The organism is Campylobacter sp. CNRCH_2014_0184h, assembly GCF_025772985.1.
In the GTDB taxonomy this organism is placed as follows: Bacteria; Campylobacterota; Campylobacteria; order Campylobacterales; family Campylobacteraceae; genus Campylobacter_D.
In genome coordinates this window covers 1-525 of record NZ_JAKMTB010000029.1, presented here as the reverse complement: position 1 = coordinate 525, position 525 = coordinate 1, and the positions used below count along the sequence as shown (strand labels likewise).

Sequence of the window (525 nt, the reverse complement as noted above, 5' to 3'; positions counted from 1 at the left end):
ACTAAAAACAACATAGATGAATCTAAACTAACAGCTGAAGCTAAAGATTTATATTCTAAAAATAGAGATAAAGCTATTGAAGTTTCCAATCAAGCTAAAACAAAAAACAATGAACTTAAAAATTTCATAAAAAATGATTTAAAGCCTTTAGTAGATGGTGCTGATAATTATCTAAAAGATCTCATTGCTAAACAAAATGAGCTTAATGATACCATTAAAGCTTATAATAAATATGTAGAGTTAATCAATAAAGGCTTAGCAAGTGCAGATGATAAAGAATTTATTTTCTTAAAAAAACAAATAGATACTCTGATGGAAGATAGTCAAGATTTAGCAGATTTAATCAATAACAACCAAGATATATTAAATACTTGGAAAAAAACATCAAGTGAAAAATATGGAGAAAATTTTAAAATAAATGGTGCTTTTACTAATGTGATATTAAATACTAATCCTAATTTAGATGAAATAACTGGAGGCGGTGGTGAAATAGAAATACCTGATAAACCTATTGACCCAGCAGAA

Annotated in this window: 1 protein-coding gene; it reads left to right on the top strand. The window is 26.3% G+C overall.

Going from position 1 to position 525, the window contains the following annotated elements; all coding sequences use genetic code 11:
• Positions 1-525 (top strand): hypothetical protein (locus L8X36_RS08060; RefSeq protein WP_263683327.1); only part of this gene is annotated, 525 nt, incomplete at both ends.